This is a genomic window from Candidatus Limnocylindrales bacterium, from assembly GCA_035559535.1.
Taxonomy (GTDB): Bacteria; Moduliflexota; Moduliflexia; order Moduliflexales; family JAUQPW01; genus JAUQPW01.
The window spans coordinates 30,535-51,813 of the sequence record DATMBG010000026.1; the positions used below are offsets into that span (position 1 = coordinate 30,535).

Annotated in this window: 16 protein-coding genes; 7 read left to right on the plus strand and 9 right to left on the minus strand. The window is 44.9% G+C overall.

Going from position 1 to position 21,279, the window contains the following annotated elements:
* Positions 1–155 precede the first annotated feature (155 nt).
* Positions 156–665: a hypothetical protein gene (locus VNM22_08850; GenBank protein ID HWP47254.1), complete on the plus strand. Its 510-nt coding sequence runs from the start codon at positions 156–158 to the stop codon at positions 663–665.
* Positions 666–844: 179 nt separating this feature from the next.
* Here VNM22_08850 and VNM22_08855 read toward each other — a convergent pair whose 3' ends face one another.
* A complete protein-coding gene (locus VNM22_08855) occupies positions 845–1,762 on the minus strand; it encodes an SdiA-regulated domain-containing protein (protein ID HWP47255.1) in 918 nt (305 codons plus the stop codon).
* Between the two features lie 622 nt (positions 1,763–2,384).
* On the opposite strand from VNM22_08855, the gene VNM22_08860 reads away from it, so the two are divergent.
* Positions 2,385–3,242 carry a hypothetical protein gene (locus VNM22_08860; protein HWP47256.1) on the plus strand — a complete coding sequence of 286 codons (858 nt, stop codon included), beginning with the start codon at positions 2,385–2,387 and terminating at the stop codon, positions 3,240–3,242.
* Between the two features lie 141 nt (positions 3,243–3,383).
* Here the strand turns inward: VNM22_08860 and VNM22_08865 are convergent, their stop codons facing one another.
* Both VNM22_08865 and VNM22_08870 read right to left on the minus strand, forming a co-directional pair.
* The gene (locus tag VNM22_08865; protein ID HWP47257.1) at positions 3,384–4,751 is read right to left on the minus strand and encodes a sigma-54 dependent transcriptional regulator; all 1,368 of its coding nucleotides are present in this window, start codon (positions 4,749–4,751) and stop codon (positions 3,384–3,386) included.
* 32 nt (positions 4,752–4,783) lie between these two features.
* On the minus strand, positions 4,784–6,385 hold the full coding sequence (locus VNM22_08870; protein HWP47258.1) for an ATP-binding protein: 1,602 nt from the start codon (positions 6,383–6,385) through the stop codon (positions 4,784–4,786).
* Positions 6,386–6,921: 536 nt separating this feature from the next.
* Between VNM22_08870 and VNM22_08875 the strand changes: the two genes are divergently transcribed.
* The 3 genes from VNM22_08875 to VNM22_08885 all read left to right on the plus strand — a co-directional run bounded on the left by VNM22_08875 (position 6,922) and on the right by VNM22_08885 (position 11,418).
* Entirely contained in the window at positions 6,922–8,637 is a 1,716-nt protein-coding gene (locus VNM22_08875) for a hypothetical protein (protein ID HWP47259.1), read from the plus strand.
* 176 nt (positions 8,638–8,813) lie between these two features.
* Positions 8,814–9,632, plus strand: coding sequence for a glycosyltransferase family 2 protein (locus VNM22_08880; protein HWP47260.1), 819 nt, complete (start codon positions 8,814–8,816; stop codon positions 9,630–9,632).
* 34 nt (positions 9,633–9,666) lie between these two features.
* Entirely contained in the window at positions 9,667–11,418 is a 1,752-nt protein-coding gene (locus tag VNM22_08885; protein HWP47261.1) for a hypothetical protein, read from the plus strand.
* 102 nt (positions 11,419–11,520) lie between these two features.
* Here VNM22_08885 and VNM22_08890 read toward each other — a convergent pair whose 3' ends face one another.
* The 6 genes from VNM22_08890 to VNM22_08915 form a co-directional block, all read right to left on the minus strand.
* Positions 11,521–12,321, minus strand: a complete 801-nt coding sequence (locus tag VNM22_08890; protein HWP47262.1) for a transporter — start codon at positions 12,319–12,321, stop codon at positions 11,521–11,523.
* A 93-nt stretch (positions 12,322–12,414) separates the two neighbouring features.
* Positions 12,415–12,828 (minus strand): PepSY domain-containing protein, encoded by a 414-nt coding sequence (locus tag VNM22_08895; GenBank protein HWP47263.1) that lies wholly within the window; start codon positions 12,826–12,828, stop codon positions 12,415–12,417.
* 269 nt (positions 12,829–13,097) lie between these two features.
* Entirely contained in the window at positions 13,098–13,667 is a 570-nt protein-coding gene (locus VNM22_08900; protein HWP47264.1) for a hypothetical protein, read from the minus strand.
* Positions 13,664–14,416: an ABC transporter permease subunit gene (locus VNM22_08905; protein ID HWP47265.1), complete on the minus strand. Its 753-nt coding sequence runs from the start codon at positions 14,414–14,416 to the stop codon at positions 13,664–13,666. The genes VNM22_08900 and VNM22_08905 overlap by 4 nt, the downstream gene beginning before the upstream one ends.
* On the minus strand, positions 14,413–15,327 hold the full coding sequence (locus VNM22_08910) for an ABC transporter ATP-binding protein (GenBank protein ID HWP47266.1): 915 nt from the start codon (positions 15,325–15,327) through the stop codon (positions 14,413–14,415). The genes VNM22_08905 and VNM22_08910 overlap by 4 nt, the downstream gene beginning before the upstream one ends.
* A 105-nt stretch (positions 15,328–15,432) precedes the next feature.
* A complete protein-coding gene (locus tag VNM22_08915) occupies positions 15,433–15,852 on the minus strand; it encodes a PepSY domain-containing protein (GenBank protein HWP47267.1) in 420 nt (139 codons plus the stop codon).
* A gap of 758 nt (positions 15,853–16,610) precedes the next feature.
* Here VNM22_08915 and VNM22_08920 point away from each other — a divergent pair.
* Together VNM22_08920 and VNM22_08925 are read left to right on the plus strand one after the other, a co-directional pair.
* Positions 16,611–17,864, plus strand: a complete 1,254-nt coding sequence (locus VNM22_08920) for an efflux RND transporter periplasmic adaptor subunit (protein HWP47268.1) — start codon at positions 16,611–16,613, stop codon at positions 17,862–17,864.
* Positions 17,861–21,277, plus strand: coding sequence for an efflux RND transporter permease subunit (locus tag VNM22_08925; protein HWP47269.1), 3,417 nt, complete (start codon positions 17,861–17,863; stop codon positions 21,275–21,277). The genes VNM22_08920 and VNM22_08925 overlap by 4 nt, the downstream gene beginning before the upstream one ends.
* The last annotated feature ends 2 nt before the right edge of the window (positions 21,278–21,279 follow it).

The following is a 21,279-nucleotide window of genomic DNA, read 5'->3' on the forward strand; positions in this document are numbered from 1 at the left end:
AAGCCCGGCTCAGTAAATTATATAAGTTTACGGAGCTTTATCTAAAAAGAACGGATAGTTTCCTATATCATCTAACCAAACTTCCTTAATTTACCTGGATGAGTTCTTGCTCTTGGTAAAGTTTCAGGATATAAAGATAAGGAGTCTAAGCCTTTATGAGAAAGCAACTACGATTGAAGCCTCTCTTTTTAACCTCAGGACTTTTCATTTTCCTCATGGTTTATGCCGATAAAGCTTCTGCTCAACCTTCTGCAGGGTCTTATGAACTTCGTTTTAACCTTTCGGCTCGTAGTGGATTGGGAAACAATCCATCTTCCGTTAGAGCTTCTGGCCATGCCGGGTATTTTTTGACCGAGAGTAGTGAGATCGGTTTTTCAGCCTCGGTTGCAAATAGAGAAGAGGCGAATATTAGAGGCTCCGCTCTGGGATTTTATAGCTATCATTTTCGTCATCTTTTCGAGGATCCTCGCCTTCTTCCTTTTGTGAGTGTAGGAATAGGTGCCGGTTTTGACAGTCAAACGGTCTTCGCCGAAAATAACGAAATAGGTATTAAATATTTCTTTGGCAAACACATCGGTTTGACCACCAGTTTAACTTACCAGGTTCGAAGTAAAATAGATAATGATCTTCTCTTTGAATTTGGACTGTTAGCTGTAACCAAATAAAAGAAGAATCCCGCTATGTGAAATTATAAATTCCCTAGGTGGAATCTAGCGTTTGTTGTTAGGAAGGCCGAAAAGAAAATAGAGTGATTTAAGTAGGTCCGGCAAAGGAAATAATTGGAGGGTCCTTCAGGAAGGCAAAGGGTTATAAAATATTTTCCCTAAGAGGGGGATGAAATCTTTTACCAGGTCTTTACAATGGGACGCTCCATAATTAATAACAAGGGTCTGCGATCGTTCGGGTCACAGGCTCTTGCCTCATTGTTATTATCCAGGATAATAAAAACGTGATCTTTGTCCATGGTCAGACCTTCCGCCTTACCAAAGGTCATATCCAGATATTGGAGTTCCTCGCGGGTCTCAATAGCTTTATAGGACCAACAATCTCTTTCTTCAAATTTTTGACCGGTATCTACGAGTTTACATATTGCGTAAGCACTCCTTTCCAGGGCGTAAAGACCCTGATCTTCCACGAACAAATCGGAAAAATCTGGATTTAGACCTTTGGGTAACGTCAGTTGGGTGGTATCGTTTTTAAAAACTCGTACTTCAAAAGGTACTTTGCCGATGTCTACTTCCATAATTCCCCTGGGTTGTCTTTCCGCGGCTAAAACAAATTTATGAGGTCCCCTCAAGGCGATACCTTCCAGATAAGCATTTGGAACCTGGAAAAGGCCTTTTTCCTTTCCATAAGATCGTAAGCTTGGCGTTATCCAGGAAACTTCTTCCCCCTTCGCACTGACCCGAAGAATTCTAAAGGCCGTTTCACTGATAAGATAAAAATTACCCATCTCATCACAGGTAATTCCCTCAAAGTCCAATTTGCTTTCTGTAACGGGTTCTGAAAGCTTAAATTGGAGGTAAGGCACTAAAACGGCTTTGTCATCCCTTAATTTAACCTCAAAGATCGTGTTATCATGCTTGTCGGAGACCGTGACCAGCATGTTATGGCAGATTGCCAGTCCGGAAGGCTGAATATTTTCAGGACCTTCTACAGGTAGAGCTTTTTCAAGCTTTAAAGGTATCGGTTCTTCATCGGCAATAACCGGAGAATTCACAAAAACAAATCCGATAATTAAGACGCGTATCAGATTCCTCATATCCTTTTTAAGATGCTTTATATCTCTATCAGGTTTTAATTCCAGCCTTGCTTATCATCACACTGGGAGTAAGAAGTTACAAATGTAATGCCAACTTAACCGAAGGGATGAGGTTTTTTACCCAACTGAAAATTCTAACCTGATTTCTGGCATTGGATTTGTAACTTATCTTAAACCTGGTGAAGAGGGAACGTAAATCCGGTGAGTTCACCTGTCGCAAAAATATGACAGATTACAGGGGAGAGTATTCCCGTTTCCAGGATCTTATATTAATTCCCTCTGAAGAGGTTGTCGAATGTAGAGAAGCTATTCCCTGTGCATCCAGCTAAGGAAGGGGAAAAGCCTTATTTTCGGCCTGAAAATCCCCCTGAAGGGGGGAATAGCTTTCAAGGGTAGGTTTTTTCTAACCTAACCCCTTCCCGCGTCGGGAAGAGGGAACTCGGGAATGGCCTAGGTCCTCACTCTCCTCGCTGGGGCTAACTTTCTTATCCTGGTGCATATACCCTTGAGGGAAGTGTCTAGACCCCGGATCTAATCCTTAACTTAAGGCCCAGGGAATTGCCTCTATCCTTTATACCACTTTTAATACCGATTTGGTACGAAAAAATATGTGTCCGCAGGTATGAAACCACACTTTCTTTTTAAAAGAACGGGGTTGGTCGGATTAGTTTTATGGCTTAGTTTAGGGGTCTTTATAGATCCGGCTTATCCCATAGAAAGCCCCTGGCGTGTTCAGGGTGGCCTGGAGCCGCTCAGGATGGGAGGGACTATTCAGGTTCGAGAATTTGATATAACAGGTACGAAACTGGATCTGGCCGATGATTTGAGCATGGGACGGTGGACGGTTCTACCCTTTGTAGAAATAGCTTATTACTTTTTGGAAAAGAATGCTTTGTCCCTGAGCTTTGATTATATGAAATTATCCGGAGATACCACCCTGAAGGAATCCATCAACTTCAATGGAAAGACCTTTCCTTCGGGAGTATCGATCCATTCCACTTCGGATTTATACCATCTACAACTGCTCTACCGCCGTTTTCTGAAGACCTGGGAATCCGGCGATTACTTAAGCCTCTTGATCGGATTAGATTATACCCGTCTTATCTTTGATGTGGAATCGGAAACCCCTATTATCAGTCAGTTTGGGGGACCCGAAGATTTCAAACAGTCTTTACCGTTTCCCGTTCTTGGTTTGGAAGGTACCTATCGGCTTTCTCGCAAAACAAGTATAGAAGGTCGATTTCTAGGAATGAAATTAAATAACCTCAATACACACCAAGAGGAAGGAGGACCCCTCTTTCAAGATGAAACCTGTCTAAACAGTTCTCTGACGGCTGTTTATGCTTTTAGCCATCGTTTCTCTCTTCGAGCGAACCTGACCTATCGGTATTTCACTCAGAATCTAACCAGCCAAGAGGATGGAAACTTTTTCCACTTCTCAGGGATCGGGATTTTAATATCGGCAGAACGTCGATTTTAAAACTGTCCGGTAACCGGATAGCTTCAAAATTCTCCTAAAGGAATCGGAGAGTAAGGGTTTATAACCGGAAAGAAACAGAAGAGGTCCACGGGAAAGCCGTTTAGATGAGTCCTGAAATCAGGACTCAAAAATCCCGAAAGGTTAAGGTTTCAGGCCGTATTTTTCGGCCCGGTAGAGAAAAGTCTTGTAACTTAATCCCAGGAGTTTGGCTGCTTCTTTATACACCCCCCCGGCCCGCTCGATGGCTTGAAAAATAAGGCTCTTCTCTAATTCTTCCAGGGAGATGCCTTGTTCTGGAAGACGATAAGGAACTTCCATTTTGAAACTGGGGGTAAGAACCTCCCGGGGAAGATCGGCTACGGAGATTTCATCGGAATCGCAGAACAATAGAATTCTTTCTACGATAGATTCCAGTTGGCGGATATTACCCGGAAAGTCGTAGTTCATAAGAACGGCCAGTGCTTCTGGAGACATCTTTGGAATCCGGGAGGTTTTATCTGAGCGGTGTCTGCGGATAAAATGTTCCACCAACAAAGGAATATCTTCTTTTCGTTCCCGGAGGGGCGGGAGGTGAATGGAAATAACATTAAGGCGATAGTACAGGTCTTCTCGAAACTCCCCTCTCTGGACGAGAGTTTGAAGATCTTTATTGGTTGCGGCGATAATTCGGACATCGATTTTGATCTGCTTAGAGCCTCCTACCCGCCTGATTTCCTTTTCTTGAAGCATTCTTAGAATTTTCGCCTGCAAAGGAAGGCTCAGATCTCCAATTTCGTCTAAAAAGAGAGTCCCCTGATGGGCGGCTTCGACCAGTCCTTTTTTTGAGGTGTTTGCACCGGTAAAGGCCCCTCGTTCATAACCGAAAAGTTCACTCTCCAGAAGGGTTTCAGGAATTGCAGCACAATTAATAGGAATAAAGGGAGCCTCTTTCCGGGGACTGTTGAAGTGAATAGCCTGAGCAACCATTTCCTTACCAGTACCACTCTCCCCATAAATCAGGATAGTTGCATCACTATCCATCACCTTTTGAAGGGTTCTAAATATTTCCTTCATTCTCCTGCTATTTCCTATAAGGTTAGGAAACTGAAATCGCTCCTGGAGTTGGTTCCGTAATCGTCGAACTTCTTGATTCAGGTGGAGGGTTTTTACAGCCCGTTCTACCACCAAAATCAGTTCATTTTTATCCAGAGGTTTGACCAGATAATCAAAGGCCCCTTTTTTCATGGCAGCTACAGCCGTTTCAATCGTTGCGTAGGCCGTTATAAGGATAACACTAACATCGGAGCGTTGCTTGAGGATCTCCTCCAGAAAGACAAGCCCATCCATGCCGGGCATCTTCAAGTCGGTTAATACCACTTCAACAGGTAAGGAACTCAATAATCTAAGCCCTTCTTGCGCCTGGGTAACCTGTTCTACCAGGTAACCGGCATCTTGCAGAATTTCGGCAACCACTTTTCCCTGAGCCCGGTTATCATCTACCACTAAGATATAAACTGGGGAGGAATTCATCCCAACATGAAGATTGCAGAAGGCCGTTTTTCTTATGCCGCCGTCTGCTCTCCCTCTCCTATAGTCTGGAGACTCAGTTCGATACAAAAGGAAGTACCTTTCCCAACCTGACTGGTTACGGAAATTCGTCCATTATGAGCCTGGATAGCTCTTTGTACAATGGCCAGGCCTAATCCAATCCCATTTGCTTTGGTCGTAAAAAAGGGATTAAAAAGCTTATCCAGATGCGTTTCTTCTATTCCTGTACCTGTATCGGTTATGGTAATCTGTACATGCCGGGTTTTTTGAATGAATTCAGTTTTAACGGTCAAGGTACCCCCCTCCGGCATCGCCTGGATGGCGTTCAAAAGTAAATTAACAAAAGCTCGTCTGAGCATCTCTGGGTCTGCCAGGAGGAGGGGAAGATTTTCTACATATTCCCTTTTTACCTCGATTCCAACAGAAGTCACTCCGCTCATCACTAAAGCCAGGGCATTATCCAGAAGTTCATGCAAGGAGCAAAGGACCGGATGGAGTTTAAGGGGTCGGGTATAATCCAGAAAAGCCATAACCAGGCTATCCAGTTGTTGAATTTGTTCTAAAATGATTTGGTAGAATTCCTGATATTTAGGATCCTTTCGAGCTTCCGGGCCTATAAATTTATCCTGAAAGTGTTGAATGATAAGCTTGATGGTACTTAACGGATTCTTAATCTCATGGGCAATACCTGCCGCAATCATGGCTGCAGCCGCATTTCGCTCTGAGTGGATCAACTTTTGTTGAGTTTTCTCCAACTCTTCTATTTTTAAGGCAAGGGCCTGGTTTATCTTCTGTAACTCGGACGTGGCCTGGTCTACCCGATCTTGAAGAGAGCGGTTAAGTTCGATAATCTCGGCTCGGGAACGCTGAAGGCTTGCGATCATGTCGTTATAAGCGGCGGCCAATTGTCCCAGTTCACGGGGCCTCTTTACCTCTAACTTATAAGAAAAATTTCCCATTCGAACCGTCTGAATCCCATCTGTCAAGATCTGGAGAGGATGAATGATGATCCGTCTCAGGCAATACCAGATTACCAGGATAATGGCAGCCAGAGAGCTCAGAAAAACCAACAGGGATTTAAGTAAAGAAGCCTGAATTTGGGCCAAAACCTCATCCAGAGAAATTTCAATCCCAATACTTCCAATAACTTGATTTTGGTTATCATGGAGGGGCGAAATAACCTCCCAGACATAAAGTTGATCCCTATGAAGAAGAGATCTGATAACTTCCTTAAAACCGATCTGTTCCCGGGAGAAATGATAACGATCTTCACCACTCTGTCGGTCCACAATCTCTAAATTGATAAGAGGTGTGTCGGTTTGAATAACCTGGCCCTCTAAAGGATTTGGACCTGTTCCTTTTTCTCTGGGATTGGTGGTAGCTGCAAGATAAAACTGATCCGGTGCGGTGGGGACAGGAACCACAATATCAATCTCGTTAATATCCGGTCGTGAAGCTTTGAGATCCAAAATCTTTTGCTGGAGTCCTTCTACATCTTCTATTTCCTGCCTGCTTTTGATACTGATATCAAAAATTCTGGCCAGTACCAGGGCTTTATCTTTAAGTTGATGGTTCAGGCTATCCGATAAAATAGAAAGGTGCAAAACAGTTGCCATCAGACTAATCCCGGCAACAGAGAGGGAAACTAGGCTAATGAGGGTAGTTTGTAAAGTTTTAGGAAATCGGGCGCTCATAGAATAATTAGATTCTGTAAATTTCTGAATTGTCAAGAGCTATTGTTATACCATTTCCCTATTGAACCTGCATAAGCCGTCAGAGGAGTCCTCGGGGTTATTCTGGCTTCTCTTTACCCTTACAATTAAAGGAAGAGGGCAGGAATAGGTTAGGTAAGGCTCAATTCTCCGTACCCTAGGGTATTCCATAGCGAAGGCATTTTAATCCCCAAATGGGGATCTTTAATCCTCTTTTGAGGATTTTGACAAGAGTAATTTTCAAAAAAAGTCCTTCCTCTTACCTGTTCTTCCTATCCAGCTCCCTGATTCCAGGTATTTTCCAGATTAGCATTCCGACCGTTTAAGTGTGGTATCAGGTTTGTACATCGGATAGGTGAGAGGGGAAAACCTCTGAAAGAGATCAGAATGGAGAATTTTCCTCCTTTTCATCCAGAAATACTCCAACAGAGCTGTGAAATATGGAGATTAAAAAAACTGAAGACTTTAACCGGGAGCTTGAGTTCTTCTCTAAGGGACAGGGTGTTTTACAAAAACCAGTGGGTGAACAAAGAATTGCCTTTTTGTTTTTAATCATCCTTCTGTTCCTGCGGATTGTTTTTATCTTTCGGTATCCTTTCAATTCAGATGAACCCCAGCATTTACATGTCGTGTGGGGCTGGGCCCACGGTCTGCTTCCATATCGTGACGTATTCGATAATCACGCCCCTCTTTTTCACCTCCTGTGGGCTCCGATCTTTGCTACCCTGGGGGATCACCCTGAGACACTCTTCTGGATGCGGCTTACCATGATTCCCCTTTACCTGCTGGCGTTGGGGAGTACTTATGAAATGGGTCAAAGAATTTTCTCTCTTCGGGTTGGTCTGTGGGCTGCGGTATTCACAGGATTGTTTCCACGGTTTTTTCTCTGTTCTACCGAGTTTCGCACGGATAACCTCTGGACGGTACTCTGGTTGGTGACGATGGTTCTCCTGGTTAGAGGGCCTATAACGTTCTTGCGAAGTTTTACGGTGGGTATCCTGTTGGGAGCCACCATGGCCGTTTCAATGAAAACGACTCTGTTGCTTGTTACCCTTAGCATTGCCGGCCTGACCACGCTTTACCTCTCTGCCGGGTATCAGCCGGTTAACCTCTCTGATCTCTTCGGGTGTGTGATGCGGGCATTGGTGGGATTTTCTTTGATACCCGGGGCGTTGATTCTGTTCTTCTTTGCCAGAGGGGCTTTAGAACCTTTTTTCTATGGAGTTATCAAGCATAACATCCTTCCAGGACTGGGTTCTTGGGGCAAATTTCGATGGTACCGATTGCTTTTTCCCATAGGGTACCCCTTCCTTTGGTGGGGAGCTCAGGTTATGATTCGCCGTATTCCCGACCCCGTGGGGATCCGTCGGGCTTTTGTATTCCTGGTCACCGGCGTATATCTCTCGGCCCTTTATAGTTTTTGGCCTCTCATCGAGCGGCAGCATTTTCTCCCTTTTTATCCCCTCTGCCTTATTTTCCTGACCTATTTCGTGCTGGATAGGGCGGGTCGATGGTTCAAGGGATGGTCGGTTTCCTTTCTAAGATATTTAGTCCCCACCGGTATTGCTCTTTTAGAAATTGTTTCGTTGGTAGTGACAGAAAAGCCCTGGCAGGATAGGACCCGTGACCAGATAGAATTACTTAAAGATGTGCTGACCCTTACCCAACCCGGGGATCCGGTGATGGATGTAAAAGGTGAGATGATTTTCCGTCCGCGTGCTTTTTATTATGTACTCGAAACGATTACCATGGAGCGCCTCAAACGGGGATTGATTAAAGATGATATTCCAGAACGCCTTATGGAGACCCATACCTATGTTGCCGCCCTGGACAATAGTCGATTTCCTCCCCGTGCCGGTAAATTTCTTCGGGAAAATTATCTACCGATAGGTCGTCTACGGGTAGTTGGCCAGTTTCTTGCCCCTTCCCTATCCGACGGAAAGTATGTTTTTTCCTTCGAGGTTCGAATTCCGGCACCGTATGTGATTATTTCTGAAAAAGGTATCTTAACCGGCTGGATGGATGGCACCCCCTGCCAGGGTGCTCGATTTCTTACCGTTGGGCATCATGAATTCTTTACTTCTCCGACAGAAGGCAGATTTGCACTTATATGGGCACAGGCTGTGGAGCGAGGTTTTTCACCCTTTAAGGGGTAATACCAGGTCGGTATTGAAATGGGGTGTAAAGCGGGCACCCTTAAGGGGCTTCAATGATGTAAATTCATTTTCACCTATGAGCCTGCGTAGTACACTGTTTACTTAGTTTTGCTTGACTTGTAAGTGGCCTTCATCCCCAGCCCCTCTCCCACGCTGCGGGAGAGGGGAGTTAGGGAGTGAAAGCGGCCCTATGGGGTCAAAATTACTGTTCTCCGACTATCGGTGACTGGCACCTCATCGAGAAGGATATGTCCAAAGAGGTTCTTCCAAATCCGGTTGTCTGTTGTGTGATACCTTGTTATAACGTCGCAGTACTTTGTGGAGAGGTAGTTATCCAGACGGCTAAGTATGTGGATTACGTAATTGCTGTAAATGATGGTTCGACAGATGGAACGGATAAGGTATTGCACAAAGTTGCGGCGGAGAGTCAGGGACGTATTCGGGTCCTTTCATTTTTGAATAATCGCGGTAAGGGTACTGCCCTCCTGGAAGGGTTCCATTATGCCCTTAGGGAAATTCCCTTCGATATCCTTGTTACTTTAGATGGGGATCGCCAACATTGTCCCTCGGATATTCCTCGCCTGGTACAGGCCTGTATACAGGAAAATGCAGCATTGGTTATCGGGGAGCGCACCTTCGATCTGGGAGCCATACCCTTACGGAGCCGCCTTGGGAATAGGCTGGCGACTATACTTCTACAAAGACTTTATCCCCGAAGCCCCCGGGATACTCAATCCGGTCTACGAGCATTTCAACGAAGCTTTATCGAGCAAATTGTGCAAGATATCAAAGGGGGGCGGTATGAAACCGAACTCTATATCCTTCTCCTGGCCCTTGAGCGACGGCTACCCATTGCAACGGTCCCCATTCCGGCCATTTATTTCGATCAAAACAAGTCCTCACACTTTCGACCTGTGGTAGATACCTTATCGATCTGTCGGGCATTCCTCGACTTCCGGGTTGGTGTTAAAAACAAGGTGTGTCCTGGCCGGTAAGAGTAACGCCCCGAATTGCCACCTGGAGTTAAAAATGGATGGGCTAGCAAGCAGAAATCGTTATATTTGGAAACTCTTACCGATAGAAAGCAGGATATTAACAGCATTAGATAAAGATTCCCAACAGCAACGGTGGATAGTTATTTACTGGCTGATTGCTGGCGTGATGGGCGCCATTCGTACCTGGGCTACCCGTCATACCATGAATGCCGATGGAATCTCCTATCTTGACATGGGAGATGCGTATTTACGGGGTGACTGGAGTATGGCCCTTAATACCCTTTGGAGTCCATTCTACTCCTGGCTATTAGGTCTGGCTTTATTGGTCTTGAAACCTTCACCGTATTGGGAGTTTACCGTTGTACATCTCGTAAACTTTATTATTTACATATGGGCATTAAGTTGTTTTCATTTCTTTTTGTTTGAATGGATTCATTATAACGGAGGTCCGTCAATCCGGTTTTCCAAAGATAGATATAGAGTTCTGCCTGAAGGGCTGTGGCTGTCATTGGGTTACATCCTGTTCATCTGGTCTTCTTTAGAATTGATAACTCTCTCGGCGGTAACTCCTGACTTGTGTGTTGCCGCATTTGTTTATTTAGCTTCAGGTCTGTTATTACGTATCCGCAAGAAGTCCACAAGCTGGTTCCCATTTGTACTTTTGGGAGCAACCCTTGGCTTGAGTTATCTCACGAAAGCTTTTATGTTCCCTCTGGCTTTTATCTTTCTTGGAGTTAGTATACTGGTTGATAACCCACGGATAACAGTACTACGTACCCTGATAGCCTTAATGGTGTTTCTCTTGATTACAAGCCCTTTCATCATTGCTCTCTCCAAAGTTAAAGGCCGATTAACTTTTGGTGACAGCGGGAAATTGAACTATGTCTGGCACGTCAACGAGATCCCCGGTCGTCATTGGCAAGGCGACTCGCTGGACCATAAACCGCTTGTACATCCTACACAGCAAATATATGAAGTCCCGCCGGTCTATGAATTTGCATTCCCGGTTGGGGGTACTTATCCCCCTTGGTACGATCCAAGTTATTGGTATGAGGGTGTTAAACCACATTTTAGGATTATTCAACAAGCTAAAGCCCTTCTGAGAAACTTATGCGTTTATTTCAGATTGTTGTTGGGTCCAGTTGGTGCATTAATGATCGGTTTATCCATACTGTTCTATAAGAGTGGCCAGGGACCAGAGTCTCTTAGAGATATAAGAGTCTATTGGCCACTTCTCATTCCAGTACTTACAGCACAAGGCTTGTTTTTACTGGTCCATGTAGAGCGTCGTTATATTGCACCTTTTATCGTAATCACGTTGGTAGTTTTATTTGCCGGGATTCGTTTAACTCATACCAATAAAAGATTAGTTCCCACTTTAACTCTTGCCGTTTTAATGGCATTTATCCTCTCAACCGTTCCAAAAACTGTTGGAGATGTTCTTTCCATACCTTGGGGCCAGCCTCATATTTACTGGCAGGTGGCCGAGGGCTTAAAGCGTATAGGAGTACAACCCGGAGACAAAGTCGCGTCAACTAGTTATAGCCATTCTATCAATGTGAAGTGGGCCCGGCTTGCCCGTGTTCAAATCATTGCCGAAGTTTACAGTCAGGAAGGGGATGGATTTTGGACAGCAAGTCCTGTAATCCGAGAGCAAATTCTGGCTGCTTTTGCCAAGGCAGGTGCTAAGGTAGTTGTTACCGATATGATCCCAGATTCAGTTGATAAGGCGGGGTGGCAACAGGTAGGAGACACAGGGTATTACGCTTATTTCTTAGCCAGGTAAATAAACCAGTTGATCTGGTACAAACTTTTACCTTCAGATTCTCCCATATAGGGTCAGAATAGACTTCAGGGTAAACCTGGAGGTTAAGGATATTTCCTCGACTTAGGGAAACCAGTATGTTAAACCCGGCCGAATTAAAACTGCCCGGTTATTGTCGTAGCTTACGCCTAGGGAGAGAAAAAGGTTAGGATAAAGGTAATAACGGGTTCCTAATGTCCCGACCAGTTCGCCTCCTGCTGCTTCCGGTACCACAGCGTTTTCGTTGCCTGAGCTACTTCCTTCTCCGGTATTAGGCGAGGAGGAGGTATTACCAAAAACTTCCCCGACAATGTCGAACTTTTTATTGAGATGATATTCCTCAGCCAGGGCAAAACCGAAGATGTTGTTTAACTGGACTCCTGAAGGTTCTCCGATGATGGTATAGCTGATATTGGCATGGGTATCGAATTTGCCAAATCGTTTGCTGGCAATGAGGTATCCGGTGCAATCGGTTTTTCCGGTACCGATAAGAATATCATCCGCCGTTGGAAGCTTTACTTCAACGGCAGTGGCAAGTGCAGGGAACTTTAGGCTCTCGTACCAAAAAAGATAGGAAAGAGTTACCTCCAAGTCTCCAAGCCCGGTTGCCTGCCGTCCTTGCTTCGGGCGAATGGCTGTATAGAAAACCGGCTCCACCAAAAGCTCTAGATTGTCGGTTATACCATACTCAATTGCCATGGGTACAGCCGTCTCCGTCCCTTCGGAAGAAGTTTGATACTCAAAGGTGTTTTCCACCTTAAACCATCCTGCTTTAAGGGGTCGTGCCGTTTCTGTCTCGAGGGGCTGTCCAGCATAAAGAAGAGTAGAAGGTACCCACCACATCCATAGACCCAGTCCAATAAGAAAACGATAAAAATTTATCATGAATCTTCCATCTCCTTTCTCCATGGCGAGAGCAGGGGATAAAAATCAAGCTATTTCCCCCTGCTCCCAGGGAGTTTCCTGACTACAACAATTTTAATCTTGTCCGTTATCTACTCTAACCACCTGTCCGGTTGTAGCATCTACCTTCACGTCGCTGATTCCCTTGGAAGTCTGAATCTCAACAGAATAAACAATCTGTCCATTCTCATCATCAAGGGTAACCCGGAGTACGGTACCACTTACAACTGCCAAGGCAGCAGCCTTTGCTTGATCGGGCGTAATTCTGGCAAGGCTCGGATCAACAGGCTGATCAGACATATCTGATATCCCTGAAGAATCCTCCATACCTGAAGAATCTTCTATATTGGAATTCTGTGAGCTCGATGAAAATTGGGTTGAACTGGAGCTGGTTGTTGGGGAAGTGGGGGAACGCGAGGATTTACCACATCCAGCGAAGAAAATGAAGAATATCCCTAAGACCAAAAATACTGGAATGGGTCGTTTCATAGGGTCACTTCTCCTTTCGGTAAAGATTACGTAGAGGCACAGTGGAAGTTAGGGTTTAGAAAGTTTCGGTAACCCGAGTAACTTCCACATCTAATCTAGTACAAGAATCTAGTACAAGAAGGATGCCACTCAGAAATTTAAGATGAAAAGATCTCGCAAGGTCAAGGGAGGTAGGCTACTTGAGTAAAGAAGGTTTACCGGAAAGCCAACTGACTGAGTCCTTAAAACAGCACCCCGAAATCCTGAATTGAAGACCGAAGCTCGAGACCTTAGTTCTCAGTTCGGTCAAGGAAGGTTCTGTTTTTCAAGGATTTTGTATGCAAACTTCCGAATAGGAATAAAAGGAATAAAGGTTCTCCTATAGAAACAAAAAGAATTCGGTCTGAAGCCAGGGTAGGCTTAGGTTGGATATCAAAAGGTATGAGATCACTCACGATAGGCCGACTTTCCTGAGGGTTAATTACCGTTAAGAGTATGCCAAACTTTCCAGCCTGAATTAGCCTCATATCCCACCCCTGGGTATGGGTTTCGCCTGCCGACAATTGATGTATATGGATGGCTGTCTGCGCCGACCAATCTTCAAGATCTACCGGATGTTCCTTGCCTGGTTCTAGAGATAGCAAGGCTATATAAGCTGTGAGTCCTTTTAAAGGTTGGGGTCCGAGGTTTTTAACAGTGCCAATGAAAGTCGGAGTGTTACCCATTTTCAAAATTTCATCTGGGCGTTGCAGGGTTACCTGGATCGAAAGCGTATTTGCTGCAGGAGCAATCCTTGTGCCGGGTAAAGAGAGAACAATCCCTATGAAAAGACCTAGGCTTTTTAAGTGGAGATACCTCATAATTCGATGTTCCTCGTCGTTTTATAAAGGAGCCAGAAGACTATAAAGGAATAACAGCTCAAGAGGGTCAGCCTTAAAAGTTGAAAGGTTATTCCCTGCCCGTCAATCACCACGCTATCAAGCGTGTTTAATGCATTTGCAAAGGGATTTATGAGATCGATCACCTGTCCTACAGCAGTTTGCCTTAACGAAGGTCCTAAAAGAATGGGGCTTCCAGACAAGAGAAAAATAATCAGATTGGCCCATAACACATTTTTGAAGGATTTCATCCTGGCGGACAATATCAAAGCCAAACCACCAAAAATTAAAACCAATAAGGTTCCTACTAGGGATAGATATTTCATAGAAGGCCAGAGGTTTTGTCCAAGATTCCCTACGGCCCAGAGATAGGGGATTGAAAGGGCCAAAAGAATCAACCAGGAAAACAGAATTCCCATCAGTTTGGTGAATGCCAAGTCCTGTCCTGTAACTGGTGTCAACATTAAGATTTCTAAGGTTTTCCGATCCCGCTCTCCGGCAAAGCCATCACTTCCTCGTATTATGGCAACCAATGAGGCCATGGTAATAATGATGCCGCTCATCATATACACCGCTTGCGCGTTGTCTATCAAGCTTAATTCTGTATTGCTGACCAGCAGGATGGAGAACATGCTGAGAATAACAGTGGTCACAACGAGGAGAAGAATCCCTCGCGTTGCCAGGAGATCTTCGAGGAATTCTTTTTTAATTAAAGGTACCCAGGTATTCATGCCATACCTCCTGTGGTGTAAGCAAGATAGAGATCTTCTAGCTTATCGGAGACATCTTCAACTTCGATAATCGGTAGTCCGCTGTTGATAAGGGTTTTAATAACCATGGTTGGAGTCATATCCTCAACCAGACAGGTCATCCAATCTCCTTTCCTTTCAATCAACGATATACCCGGATAACTCCAAGTTGAAGGGAGTTGATAGCCATTTTCTAAATGAAAACGATAACGGCGGATGGATGGTTTGTTAAGAGAAGAGGTAAGCATTCCTTCATAGCGGACTTTTCCTTTATCCAAAATAGCGATGCGGGTGCATAAACGTTCCACATCATCCAGAATATGGGTAGAAATAACCAGAGTCGTGGCTTTTTCTCGATTCAGCTTAAGCAAAAGATCATGGATCTCTCTTCTTCCTCGTGGATCCAAGCCATTGGTTGGCTCATCCAGGAATAGAACTTCAGGATTGTTTATCATAGCCCGCGCAATCCCCAACCGTTGTTTCATTCCTTGGGAAAAGGTCCTGATAGGACGACTATCACCGGGTTCCAATCCAACCTGTTGCAACCAGTCCTGATAATCATCCAGAGTAAGGGCAATATCATAGAGTTGACCAAAAAAGCTCAGGTAACTTAGGGCTGACATCCATCCGTAAAGGCCATAGGATTCAGGTAAGGCATTGACCCTTTGACGTAACTGCGGACCGGCTAAGAAAGGGTCCATTCCCAATACCGTTATAACTCCTTCATCAGGCTTGAGAATACCTAAAAGGATACGTAGTGTGGTTGTCTTGCCCGAGCCATTGGGTCCTAAAAGGCCATAGATATCTCCCGAGTGAACTACCAGGGAGATATCCTCCAGAACAAGCCTTTCCTCAAAGGTTTTTTTCAAACCATAAACTTCTACAGGATTCATGAAAACCTCCTTGAAGGGTTTCTTACTACAGAATTAGCTTAGGCCATAATGCTCGAAGTCCCCTCCTCCTGCATCCTTGAAGGGTTTCTTACTATAGAATTAGCCCTAATCCTCCTCTTCTTCGTTTTCTCGTTCTCTGTTTTTATGTTTCTTACCCTCACGGTGATCTGCCGAGTGTTGGTCTAACTTCAAAACCGAACCGGTTCCTGCGTCGATCTTAACATCTGTTATGGACTTGTCGCCAGAGACAATCTCTACCCCGTAAACCAGGTAATCGTTCTCATTCTCCAGTTCTATTTTGAGAACCTTACCTGGAACCCTGGTAAGAGCAGTTTGCATAGCTTCTTGTAAAGAAATCTTTGCCATATCGGGGAAGTCACTTCGTTCTGCCTGGCCAACGATAATAGAACCCTTGTAAGAAGGTTCTTGAACTTTGTTACTTTTTTCTTCTGCATATATACTGGTGGAGATCCCTATAAGTAGTAACAAAACAGGGATTTTAAGAACATGGTTAATTTTTCTCATAATTCTTCTCCTTTCATAGGAAGTTTGTTAAAAACTCCTCAATATTTCTTCTGATACCCCATTTGAAGGATTCCTTACCAGAGGTCATGCCGGGTTGAAGAAAACATCGTTCCCTTCAGGTTGGCAAGACCCTTGGTTTTTCACCCGAGGTGGCCTTGGCTTTCAGGGGTAAATGTTTTTCTAACCTAACCCTCTTCCTGTGTTGGGAGGGGGAAACCCAGGGATTATCTGGACCCAACTCTCCCCTTAACGACCTATCTACTCCAAATTCAACGCAAGAAGAGTGCCATCCAAAAGTAAGGCAGAAAATCTCGCAGGATCATCCGGACCCTTGATCAAGGACGGTTATAAATACCTAATTCAGGACTTTTTAATCCTCTTTTAGGGATTCTATCCTGGTAATACCCATTCCGATTGAAGAGGTTGCATCTTGGGAGGGGACAACGCTAGGTGGCCCTTAACAGGCAGCCTCTTCCTTCCCTCCTTGCCTGCGGGGAGGGTTAGAGTGGACTATGCCTGCTTTACACCCCATTTCAATACCGACCTGGTATAAAGGGAGCAACTTTTAATGGGGACCTAGGACGGAAATTTGTGGCATCAGATTTGTAGGCTAAATGGGTGCAAAAGAGCATTAAGGGACCTCTCCTTAACAGAGCTTCGCTCTGAATCTAACAAGTTGTGGATAGCTCTTTCAAAGAAGAAGGCTGTCCATAACTTAATTTTTTAGAAATCCTTATAGAGGTTATTTTAGCATTTTTATGACCTTAAGATTTTTAAGCTTCTTTTTGATGTTATATTTGTTGGGGTGTTCGGCTTCGGACGCTCAGAAAAAGGAGGAAGAGGTTGCTCCTGAGGTTACTGTTAAGGTTACCCGGGTAGAACGTCGGAAGGTGGTAGAGTTTGTCTCAGGTGTAGGTTCTATTTATCCTCTTGAACAGACTACCGTCAGCTCCATGCTTTCAGCGTCTGTCAAAGAGCTTAAAGTTCAGAAGGGAAGCGAGGTTCAGAAGGGAGACCTTATAGCTGTTCTTGAAAACCAGAACCTGGAGTTGGCTAAGTTAAGGGCGGAGGCTGATTTAAAGTCGACCCAGGCAAGCTTTCAGAAGGTAAAGGCTGGATCTCGACCCGAGGAGATTAAACAGGCGGAAGCCAGTGTAAACTCTGCCCGGGCCTCTTTAAATAATGCTCAAGCAGAATTAGACCGAAAAACACAACTTTTCCAACGAGAGGCGATATCTCGAAAAGACTACGAGCAGGCCAGAGTAGATCTGGAAACTGCTCGTAGTAATTATCAAACGGCTGTACAAAACTTACAACTCCTTAAAAAGGGTTCTCGAAAGGAGGACCTTGAAGCAGCCTGGGACTTAGTACTTCAGAAAAAGAGTGAGTTAGAATTGGCTCAAATCGATCTGGATCGTTCCCTCATTCGAAGTCCTTTAACAGGAGTTGTGACCGAGCAGTTTGTATACCCGGGAGAGGTTGTAGACATCAAAGCACCCATAGTAACCATCATGAAATTAGATGAAGTTATCGTACGGGCTCACTTTACTCCAGAAGACGCCTCTCAGGTGAAGGCGGGTTCAGAGGCTCAAGTGATGGTAAAAGTTTACCCGGACAAGGTATTTGAAGGTCGGGTTATTCAGATCGGATCGGTCCTCGATCCAACCAATGGTACTGTTGAGATATGGGTACAGGTTCCCAATCGGGAGAAGGAGTTAAAAATTGGGGATTATGCAACCGTCAAGGTTATTACACGGGTTTATCCAGACAGTTTAGTGATTCCCAGGCAAGCAGCTCTTTTAGACGAACAAACCTCCCGAGCCATGGTCATGGTCGTAGACAAAGACGCGATAGCCCGGAGTCGGGAGGTAGTTCGGGGAGTAATAAACGATGGTTTTGTTCAGATTCTAAAGGGGTTAGAAGAAGGAGAAATCGTGATTACGGAAGGGGTTTACGGTCTTCCGGATGGTACGAAGGTAAAGCCTGAGCATCTGGTACAAGGGGAGCCATGAGCCGATTCTTTTCATGGATACTTCAACATGGAAAAGCTATTCTTTTTACGACCCTGATCCTAAGTTTAGGGGGAATTTATCTAGCCTTTCGTCTTCCAATAGCCATTTTCCCAAATATCAGTATCCCCCGAATTGTCGTTATTGCTGAAAATGAGGTAGAACCTGCCGAAAAGATGTTGGTGACGGTTACAAAACCTATTGAAGAGGGAGTCGGTGTTGTCCCCGGAATCCGTACGATTAAATCGACTACCAGCCGGGGCTCTGCGGAAATCAATCTCAACTTCGATTGGGGAATAGATATGGTTCAAGCCCTTCAGTTGATCCAATCCCGGCTTTCAGAAATCAGTTCGACATTTCCTCCTCCAACCAGTATTACAGCCCGACGCTTATTTCCTACCATTTTCCCCATCATGGGGTTCAGTTTGACTTCTAAAACCCAGAGCCTGGCAGATCTTACCGATCTAGCAACTTATAGTTTGCGTCCTCAACTGGGGCGAGTCCAGGGGGTTTCGGAGGCGGTGGTGGTAGGGGGTAAAGTTCGGGAATATCATATCATAGTCGATCCTGTTAAGCTGGCGGCTTTTAAAATGACCTTGGACCAGGTCGTGAACACCTTAAAGGCTACAAACTGGATTTCTTCAGGTGGGTTGTTAGAGGAAAACTATCAACTCTATCTTGTACTTGTGAGTGGGCAGGTAAACGACTCAGAGGGGATTAAAAACCTCATTTTGAAAGTAGACAATAAAGTACCCATTCGTCTTCGTGATCTGGCTACGGTAGAACCTGCAGTACGACCAGAAAATGTGATTGTCACAGCAAATGGAACCCAGGCCGTTCTTATCAATATCTATAGCCAGCCAGGAGGTAATACGGTCCGTATTGCAGATGAAGTCAAGAATACCCTGGAACCCCTCCGGAGGCAAATTCCACCTGACGTCGTTATCTCTACTTTTTATGATCAATCCCTCCTGGTTCGAGAGTCCATTAAAAACGTTCGAGATAGTATCCTCTTGGGGCTTTGCTTGTCTACCCTGATTCTTGTATTATTTTTAAAAACCTGGAGGAGCACGGTCGTAGCCATTCTGGTTATTCCATCAACGGTTCTCATAACCTTTGTACTCATGTATGTATGGAATATGAGTTTTAATTTAATGACTCTAGGGGGTATTGCCGCCGCTGTCGGATTGATCATTGATGATGCCATCGTGGTGGTTGAAAATATTGTGAAACACTTGGATGATGGGGAGACACGTTTGATAGCTATAAGAAACGCCATAATCGAGATTACCCCGGCGGTTATCAGCTCTACCTTGACACCCATTGTCGTGTTTATTCCCCTGGCTTTTCTTCAAGGTCTTACTGGAGCCTTCTTCAAACCCTTTTCTATGACAATGGTTCTGGCGCTCCTCACCTCCTTGGTGTTGGCTTTAACCCTCACACCGACCCTGGCTGCCCTATTTTTATCCGAAAAGTCAATAAAAAAGACCCTGGATAACAGCTGGATTCGCCGTAGTGCAATTTATAGCAGGTCGATAACAGCGATAAACCGTTTGACTACGAGTCTTTTTTCATGGAAAAAGCGAGAATGGATTCAAACCATTCCTTTGTCGGGTTCTATGAGTTATAAAGAACACAGGCCTCGACGGGGTGATGACAGGAATAGTTCTTACCAGACGGTCGGTGATGGAAGCAAAGGAGGAGACGGATCCTTCAGCACGCCTAGTACAGATTCTGGGTCTATGGACGGAACCGGCTTTTATGATCGCCCGGTTAAGATTGACTATGATCAGGGCGACAACGAAGATTCTCCTTACATGGAGGAGGATCCTGGGCATTACCTTGATGTTTCTCAACGAAGCTGTGAAGAAGGTGGACGTTTATTTCAAAGTATTCTGATCGGATATGAACGGGCGATTCGCTGGATTCTTCCTCGACCCTGGATCGTTCTCGTCATTATCCTGATTCTGGTCGGAGGTTCTTATCTTGTATACGGAACCATAGAGTCTGGATTTATGCCAGAAATGGATGAGGGAGCTTTTGTTCTGGATTATGTCACTCCACCTGGGACTTCCCTGGAAGAATCGAATCGTATGTTGAAGCATTTAGAAGCACTTATCCAGGCCATTCCAGAGATAGAAAGCTACTCTCGGCGTACTGGAACCCAGTTGGGTCTGGCGATTACAGAGCCTAATACCGGAGATTTTCTGATTAAACTCAAAGATCGGAGAACCCGGAGAATTGAAGAAATCATGGATGATCTAAGGCGACAGATTGAATCGTCAGAACCTGCTATTCGGGTTGAGTTTATTCAGATCCTCCAGGATCTTATTGGAGATCTGACCCATTCTCCTTCTCCCATTGAGGTAAAGATTTTCTCCGATGATAACACTGTTCGACAGGAGAAGGCTAGGGAGATCGCCCAGGTACTTGAGTCAATCCCTGGAGTTGTAGATGTATTTGATGGAGTTGTGGTGAGCGGTTCTGTTATCTCAATAGATATTGATAAGGAGAGGGCCATTCGAAACGGCCTGAGCGTAGAGGAAATCGCCACGAACCTCAATACCATTCTGACAGGAACCCTTGCTTCCAACCTCATCAAAGGGGATCAGGAGATCGGACTCCGGGTAATGTTCCCTATGGAGTATCGCAAGAACCTGGATCTGCTTAAAGAACTCACCTTAATTAATTCACAAGGGATTTCTGTTCCTTTAAGAGAGTTGGCTGACATCCGGGTCGAAAAGGGCCATACTGAGCTTAATCGGGATAATCTACGCCAGGTTACAACAGTTACGGCCCGATTAAGTGGAAGGGATTTAGGTAGTACTATCCGAGAGCTTCAAAGCCAATTACACCGCAAGGTTCAACTTCCTAAGGGTGTAACGCTGGAATATGGAGGTTTATATCGTAGTCAGCAGGAAGCATTCAAAGATTTATTAACCGTACTACTGACTGCATTTCTCCTGGTTTTTATCGTTCTTCTCTTCGAATTTAGCACTTTTATTCCTCCGCTTTCCATTATCCTGACCACACTCCTTTCTATCTCAGGGTCTTTAGGAGCCCTCTGGTTCACTCATACTCCGTTTAACGTGTCTTCTTTCATGGGAACCATCATGGTGGTAGGGATTGTAGCTAAAAACGGGATCCTCCTGTTAGATTCCGCAAAACGTTATGAAGCCTCTCATTCCGATATCCTTGAGTCTCTGATTCTAGCAGGACGTCGCCGGATACGACCTATTATGATGACAACCCTGGCAGCTATGCTAGGGTTGCTTCCCCTGGCTTTGGGGATTGGAGCTGGGGCTGAAATGCAGCAACCGTTAGCCATTGCTGTCATGGGTGGACTTTGCCTTTCTATGGGTTTGTCCTTGATTATAGCTCCGGCTTTCTATGTACTGCTATCGAACATCTTCTGATC

Bases quoted from the DNA above. Each gene is read 5' to 3' on its own strand.
- VNM22_08895 (HWP47263.1), bottom strand. From the start codon at position 12,828: ATGAAACGACCCATTCCAGTATTTTTGGTCTTAGGGATATTCTTCATT.
- VNM22_08905 (HWP47265.1), bottom strand. From the start codon at position 14,416: ATGAATACCTGGGTACCTTTAATTAAAAAAGAATTCCTCGAAGATCTC.
- VNM22_08920 (HWP47268.1), top strand. From the start codon at position 16,611: ATGACCTTAAGATTTTTAAGCTTCTTTTTGATGTTATATTTGTTGGGG.
- VNM22_08925 (HWP47269.1), top strand. From the start codon at position 17,861: ATGAGCCGATTCTTTTCATGGATACTTCAACATGGAAAAGCTATTCTT.
- VNM22_08890 (HWP47262.1), bottom strand. From the start codon at position 12,321: ATGATAAATTTTTATCGTTTTCTTATTGGACTGGGTCTATGGATGTGG.
- VNM22_08865 (HWP47257.1), bottom strand. From the start codon at position 4,751: ATGAATTCCTCCCCAGTTTATATCTTAGTGGTAGATGATAACCGGGCT.
- VNM22_08860 (HWP47256.1), top strand. From the start codon at position 2,385: ATGAAACCACACTTTCTTTTTAAAAGAACGGGGTTGGTCGGATTAGTT.
- VNM22_08870 (HWP47258.1), bottom strand. From the start codon at position 6,385: ATGGCAACTGTTTTGCACCTTTCTATTTTATCGGATAGCCTGAACCAT.
- VNM22_08900 (HWP47264.1), bottom strand. From the start codon at position 13,667: ATGAGGTATCTCCACTTAAAAAGCCTAGGTCTTTTCATAGGGATTGTT.
- VNM22_08875 (HWP47259.1), top strand. From the start codon at position 6,922: ATGGAGATTAAAAAAACTGAAGACTTTAACCGGGAGCTTGAGTTCTTC.
- VNM22_08915 (HWP47267.1), bottom strand. From the start codon at position 15,852: ATGAGAAAAATTAACCATGTTCTTAAAATCCCTGTTTTGTTACTACTT.
- VNM22_08855 (HWP47255.1), bottom strand. From the start codon at position 1,762: ATGAGGAATCTGATACGCGTCTTAATTATCGGATTTGTTTTTGTGAAT.
- VNM22_08885 (HWP47261.1), top strand. From the start codon at position 9,667: ATGGATGGGCTAGCAAGCAGAAATCGTTATATTTGGAAACTCTTACCG.
- VNM22_08850 (HWP47254.1), top strand. From the start codon at position 156: ATGAGAAAGCAACTACGATTGAAGCCTCTCTTTTTAACCTCAGGACTT.
- VNM22_08910 (HWP47266.1), bottom strand. From the start codon at position 15,327: ATGAATCCTGTAGAAGTTTATGGTTTGAAAAAAACCTTTGAGGAAAGG.